This window comes from Rahnella perminowiae (assembly GCF_019049755.1).
In the GTDB taxonomy this organism is placed as follows: Bacteria; Pseudomonadota; Gammaproteobacteria; order Enterobacterales; family Enterobacteriaceae; genus Rahnella; species Rahnella perminowiae.
The window spans coordinates 1-6,028 of the sequence record NZ_JAFMOS010000364.1; the positions used below are offsets into that span (position 1 = coordinate 1).

General features: G+C 51.0%; 5 protein-coding genes. 2 read left to right on the plus strand and 3 right to left on the minus strand.

Annotated elements, in window-relative coordinates:
* Window positions 1–155: 155 nt before the first annotated feature.
* A complete protein-coding gene (locus tag J1785_RS04280) occupies window positions 156–554 on the plus strand; it encodes a DUF4440 domain-containing protein (protein ID WP_129953446.1) in 399 nt (132 codons plus the stop codon).
* 246 nt (window positions 555–800) lie between these two features.
* On the plus strand, window positions 801–2,084 hold the full coding sequence (locus J1785_RS04285; protein WP_217218884.1) for a sensor domain-containing diguanylate cyclase: 1,284 nt from the start codon (window positions 801–803) through the stop codon (window positions 2,082–2,084).
* Window positions 2,085–2,142: 58 nt separating this feature from the next.
* On the opposite strand, the gene J1785_RS04290 is transcribed toward J1785_RS04285, so the two are convergent.
* The 3 genes from J1785_RS04290 to J1785_RS04300 are packed head-to-tail and all read right to left on the minus strand — an operon-like array spanning window position 2,143 to window position 5,969.
* Window positions 2,143–3,414 (minus strand): c-type cytochrome, encoded by a 1,272-nt coding sequence (locus J1785_RS04290; protein WP_377426073.1) that lies wholly within the window; start codon window positions 3,412–3,414, stop codon window positions 2,143–2,145.
* A 15-nt stretch (window positions 3,415–3,429) separates the two neighbouring features.
* Window positions 3,430–5,199 carry a GMC family oxidoreductase gene (locus J1785_RS04295; protein ID WP_129953449.1) on the minus strand — a complete coding sequence of 590 codons (1,770 nt, stop codon included), beginning with the start codon at window positions 5,197–5,199 and terminating at the stop codon, window positions 3,430–3,432.
* A gap of 44 nt (window positions 5,200–5,243) precedes the next feature.
* Window positions 5,244–5,969, minus strand: coding sequence for a gluconate 2-dehydrogenase subunit 3 family protein (locus tag J1785_RS04300; RefSeq protein WP_217218885.1), 726 nt, complete (start codon window positions 5,967–5,969; stop codon window positions 5,244–5,246).
* Window positions 5,970–6,028 lie beyond the last annotated feature (59 nt).

Sequence of the window (6,028 nt, forward strand, 5' to 3'; positions counted from 1 at the left end):
GCCCCGCACAGTTAAATGCGGGGCTTTTTTGTCGTTAAATCTCGAAATGGTCAATATGTGGACGTGGTTTGAAATAAATGCATATATTTCAATTTGGTAAACCCTAAATCATGTCACCTTGAACTGTCTTAATAGCAAAAACAAAAGGAAATGCGATGAATCGTTTTGTTAAAGAAGTGTTTGATGCACATGTATTGATCCAGTGCTGGTTTTCCGATCCCGCTGCACATCAGCAGGCAGGAACCGAACTCCTGGCGCGTTTTAGTCCGGCATTTTCGATGGTAACCGTCACCGGTTACCGGTTGGATTATCCTGCATTATGTGCCTTTTTCAGGGAACAGCGGGGCACGAAAATCGGTTTGGAGATTAACGTTGAAGCACCTGTTGTTATTGCTGAAAATGAGGCAGGCGCAGTCGTTGCGTATCAGGAACGCCAGCAACTGCCAGGTCAGCCGGAGACGTTGCGTTATTCGACAGTGGTATTTGAAGTCGATACTGACGGGAAAGTGCTGTGGCGGCATCTGCATGAAACGGCGGCCGCTAATGGTCACTGACAATAATTCTTTTTCTTTCAGAAAATGATGCGGGTCAACAGCAGCGTTTATTACACAATAATAATCTGTAATCAAACTCGCTGACACTCAGTTTATGATAAAATCACGCCGCCTTGCAGGACAGAGGCTTATTCCCAACGGAGAGGGATGCGTGATATGACGTTATTTGATGTTAAAGATAAGTGTAAGTTAAATATGTTAGTGTTTTTCTTATACATATTGATTGTTTTAGTTCCTGTTACGGTGATGTCTCATCGCTATTTTTTTCATGAAACGCCTGCTGTAGTCTCAATATTTCCCGTCACTACCGCCATTTTATTTGTGCTGCATACCCTTATCGCCTTTTTCATGCTGATGCAATACATGGCGAATCGCAAGAAACTCTACCTGGCTGTATTATCCTTTGCGTACTCGTTGTCGGCATTCTATCTGGTTTACAAGCTGCTCTATTATCCGGGGATCTTCCTGACCGGGGCAGTGCTTGAAGGCTCCGTCAATGATCTGGCTATTTACTGGGTCTTTCGCAGTATCTCGATGGCCGCTGTATTTTTGCTCACCGCTTTCCTGTATCAGCGCAGGGATACTCTGTGCGTCAGCCATCGTCGGGTGCTGAGCATTGTGCTGGCCGCAAGCTGCCTGGCTGTGATTTTTGCCTATTTTCTTTCCAGTAAAAATCCGCTGTTCGGCATGGAGATTGTAACGGCAGACGGGCGTGATTATAGCCAGCTTTGGTCTGGAAAAATGGGGTATATTATTGGCGGTATCTGGGCACTGGCCACCGTCCTGATTATTTCTGTGACCCGGCTTAAAAATACCTTCTGGCTGGCCATCGGATTGAGCTGCATTTCCTATTTAGGCAACGTATCTATTTTACACAGCAGCATTTATATTCATTCGCTGGTCTGGTATTACGCGCGTTTTTTTGAGGTGTTATCGACGTTCTTTGTCGTGATTGTTTTACTATACGATATTTCTATGGTTTACAAGAAAACATTGATGAAATATCAGATTTCTTATGAGTCTTCTATTCGCGATCCGCTGACTAATCTCTATAATCGCCGGTATTATTACGATGCAATGAAAACTTATTTAGATAAAAAACAATCAGGGGTAAGGCTGGCGGTAATGGTGGCTGACATTGATTATTTCAAACGCTTCAATGATACCTACGGACACATTCAGGGCGATGAGGTCATTAAATATGTTGCCTGGTCACTTTCCCATTCCCTGCGTGATCAAGATATTCCTTCACGCATTGGCGGTGAGGAATATTCCGCACTGGTGATCGGTGCCTCTGAAGAGGAGGTTCGTACGATGGCAGAGCGTTTTCGTATCAACGTGACACAACATCATAGATCAGAATTTCCCGGCACTCTCCCCGCGCCGGTAACGGTCAGCGTCGGCATCTATTTTATGGGTAGTGAGGATGATAAAGCCGAAGCTTGTGTGGCGAAAGCTGATGCTGCGATGTATCAGGCGAAGCAGAGCGGCCGCAATCGCATCGTGGTGTTCGGCGAGGCGTCCCTTTGAGAAGATGACATAAAAACGGCCTTCCGTCAGGAAAGCCGTTTGTTGATGAGCAGAACGTTTAGTGAGCCAGAGTTTTTCTCACTTCACTGACGTCTTTTGCTGTGACAGCCGGTGCGTTGTTGCTCCAACCCTGACGGATGAAGGTCGACAATTGTGCTGCTTCTTCGTCAGTCAGACGGTGGGCAAAGCCCGGCATGACCAGTGTCGACGGTGCACGTGCCGTTGAAGGTTGCTGTGCACCCGCGAGAATGGTGTGGATCAGTCCTGTCGGGTCTTTCGCGTTCACAATCGTTGCCTGATCCAGCTGCGGGAACACGCCTGGTGCGCCTTTGCCAGTCACAAAGTGGCAGGCACCACAGTTATCCAGATACAGACGCTCGCCTTCGGTGAGATTTTTCGCTGCCGTCAGTCTGGCTTCGGTCGCGCTGGCTTTCTGCGAATCTTGTGCCGGAACCGGTGGATTACCGCCCAGGAACTTGATGTATGCCGCAATGGCTTTGAGGTCTTCATCGGTCATATGGGCGGTGCTATTTTCCACCACAGACGTCATTTCGCCGCCTACCGCCGCTTTGTCGTTACGCCCTTTGCCCAGATAATCGACGATCTCCTGTTCGTTCCAGTGCGCTACGCCGCGCAGCGACGGGACGTCCCAGTTATTGAGGCTGCCACCCGCCAGAAAATCAGAGTCGCTGCTGTCGAGTGCTTTTTCATTCATGCCGAAGCCGCGCGGAGTGTGGCAACTGCCGCAGTGGCCCAGGCTTTCCACCAGATAAGCGCCGCGGTTAACCTGTGCGGACGCACCGCCGATTGGCTGGAATGGTTTGTCAGACGCGAACGCCCAGTTCCAGAAGCGCATGCCCCAGCGCTGGCTGAACGGGAAGCTCAGATCCGTTTCCGGCGGTTGTTCCGCGCTCGGTTTTACGCCCTGCATAAAGTAAACGTAGAGTGCGTGCATATCCTCATCGCTGATTTTGGCGTAATCAGGGTAAGGCATCGCCGGATACAAACGGGTGCCATCCGGCAGCACGCCTTTACGCACCGCATCCGAGAACTGGGCTTCGGTATAACCGCCAATGCCGTGGTCTTTATCCGGCGTAATGTTGGTCGAATAAATGGTGCCCAGATTCGAGTTGATCGCCAGCCCGCCTGAAAACGCCGGTTTGCCGGCCACCGTATGACACGCGCCGCAGTCGCCCAGGCGCGCCACATACTCACCTTGTTTTATGAGCGCGACGTTGTCGGCTTGTGCATTCGTGGCTGCCTGCGCATTCGCCATAAAACCTGCACCCAGCAGCAAGGCATTAGCGATAAATAAACTTTTGAGTTTCATCGTGTTCATCTCCGCTTATGCCTGAACCAGTGGACCAGGATTTTTCAGGTACTGATCTTTAATTGCCTGCGCTGCCATCAGGGTGATCGCACCGATGGTATCGGTCGGGTTGGCCTGGAAGTTTTGCGGGAAGGCATTGCCGCCCGGCACAAAGACGTTATGTACATCCCAGCTTTGCAGGAACTTGTTCAGCGCAGAAGTTTTCGGGTTGTCGCCCATCACCGCGCCGCCCACGTTGTGCGTGGAAACGTATTTTGTCAGGTCAAAGTGCGCGTCCATCGGCAGGAAACTTTCGCTGTAGCTGTCCGGATTCAGCTCTTTAGTGATATTGCCAACGATACCTTTCAGATATTGCTGCAATTTGAGTTCGTTCTGTTTCCAGTCGAAGGTCATGCGCAGCAGCGGATAGCCATATTCATCTTTATAATTCGGATCGAGATCCAGATAAATATCGCGATAAGACTGGCAGGTAGTGGTAATGCTGATTTTCATCGAATGGCCGTACCATTCTTCCATCCCTTCTTTCCAGCCGGTGCCCCACGCCGGGGTGCCTTTTGGCAGCGAGGTGCTGATTGGCGTGCCGGTGGCCTGCGAACTGTGGATTTTCGCACCGCCGATAAAGCCCAGCGCAGGACCGTCGAAGTTGCCCGGAGAGATGTCGTTGAACATCTGGCCGGTGGCACCTGCGGTAGCGAACGGATTGAAGTTTTTGTCTTTGAAGAACAGCGTCGAGCCGCCGTTACTGAGGAACGCATAGTTACGGCCAATCACGCCTTCTTCAGTGATCGGGTTGTAAGGTTTGCCGATGCCGGACAGCAGCATCAGGCGCACGTTACAGAACTGGAAGCTACTCAGCACCACGATTTTGGCGGGCTGGAAACACTCGTTGCCGTCTGCATCCATGTAGATCACGCCTTTCGCGGTTTTCTTATCATCATGCAGTTCGACTTTCAGCACGTTGGCATGCACTTCATAGGAGAAGTTATCCATACGTTTAAGTGCATCCATGACCGCCGTCTGCGGTGAGGCTTTCGAGTAGTTCAGGCACGGATATTTACTGCAATAACCACAGTAGTTACAGGGTGCAATTTGGTTGCCGTAAGGGTTAGTCCAGGCGCGGGAGACACAGGCTGACGGATTCGGGAACGGGTGATAGCCCATCTTTTTGGTCACTTCAGCAAACATACTGCTGTTAAGCGTATCTTCCAGTGCAGGCAGGGGATATGGCTCGGAGCGGGGTCCTTCGAACGGATCACCGCCTTCCATAATCTGACCACGAAGATTGCCGGTTTTGCCGGACTGGCCGCAGATGTGCTCAAACTTAGTGTAATACGGCTCAATTTCATCCCATGTGAATGGGAAATCCATGATCCGCATATCTTCCTGCAAGATGCCCGGTTTGTAAGCCTCGTCAGCGTAGGTTTTGAGTTTTAAATCAGTCGGCGTCGGGCGAATCAATACTGCTGTCCAGTGCAGACCGGAACCACCAACGCCGGTACCCGGCGCAAATGCACCCCATTTACGGGTCGGAAGGGCAGTTTCACGCATGTTGTAACGCACGGTGACGGCGGCTTCTGCCGGGGTCGCCATGACTTTATTGCGTACCGCGTAGGCATATTCGTCCGCCGGTTTCGGGTAAGCAAATTCTTCATAGCCACGATCGCCGCCACGCTCAAGCGCGCGCACGGTCAGGCCCGCCATTGCCAGCTCAATACTCATCAGTGAGCCAGCCCAGCCGAGGCCGACAACAACAACGTCGACTTCCGGTTTAGTTACTTTTGCCATCTTTAATCCTGTCATTCATCAGAAAACGGTAATAGGGCGGGCACTCAGGCACGCGCGCCTTGCAGGCTCACAGGTCCCAGCGGATAAGGGACATTGTGCTGCTTAACCCATTCGGTGAAACTGGCGCGGGCGCCGGGGAAGCCGATGGCTATCCATGCTTTCATCCCTTTGTTTCCGCCGTAGATCGGGTCTGCCAGATAACCGTGTTTGGTATCTGAAAGCAGTTCACTGAAGAATTGCGAAGCCACGAGGTTCTCTTCACCAAGATCCGCAAACTGAATGCCATTTTTCTGCAACTGCGTCAGAACGTTGTCTTTGTCCTGAGCGGCGAGGTCATGGAAGGCTTTCTGGTGGTTTTGCTGACACCAGGCGTTCGCCAGGCGAATGCCGGTTTTGTAGATTTGCTGCGGACGGAACGGGATCTGATACCCCATTGTGGCCGGAGCATGCACATTGAACGGGCCCTGCATGTAAATTTCATCACCAAAATCACCGTGCATTTGCTGGTCGATAAAAATCGGCACGTTGGTTTCGAGTGCGCCCGGTGCTTTACCTTTGCCACCAGCAGGGATCAGGCGGTCAGCAGCGGCCATAATAAACTGCCACTCATCGGTATTGAAAAATATGGGTTTATAATCGAGTAAATCCGGGGCAGCCATTTCCGCAGCTTGTGCCGCCGACAATCCTTTCATCATTATGGTGCCGACCGGCAGAGCCATCAGCGACCCAAGTAAAAACTTGCGACGGGTTGTTTTTTTTTGAAGGAGCATAGAATTACGACTCTCACATGCCTGATGTTAAGTTTGGGTTAATTATTATTATTTTGGGG

Coding starts and splice junctions, on each gene's coding strand:
- J1785_RS04285 (WP_217218884.1), top strand. CDS start 801: ATGTCTCATCGCTATTTTTTTCATGAAACGCCTGCTGTAGTCTCAATA.
- J1785_RS04295 (WP_129953449.1), bottom strand. CDS start 5,199: ATGGCAAAAGTAACTAAACCGGAAGTCGACGTTGTTGTTGTCGGCCTC.
- J1785_RS04280 (WP_129953446.1), top strand. CDS start 156: ATGAATCGTTTTGTTAAAGAAGTGTTTGATGCACATGTATTGATCCAG.
- J1785_RS04290 (WP_377426073.1), bottom strand. CDS start 3,414: ATGAAACTCAAAAGTTTATTTATCGCTAATGCCTTGCTGCTGGGTGCA.
- J1785_RS04300 (WP_217218885.1), bottom strand. CDS start 5,969: ATGCTCCTTCAAAAAAAAACAACCCGTCGCAAGTTTTTACTTGGGTCG.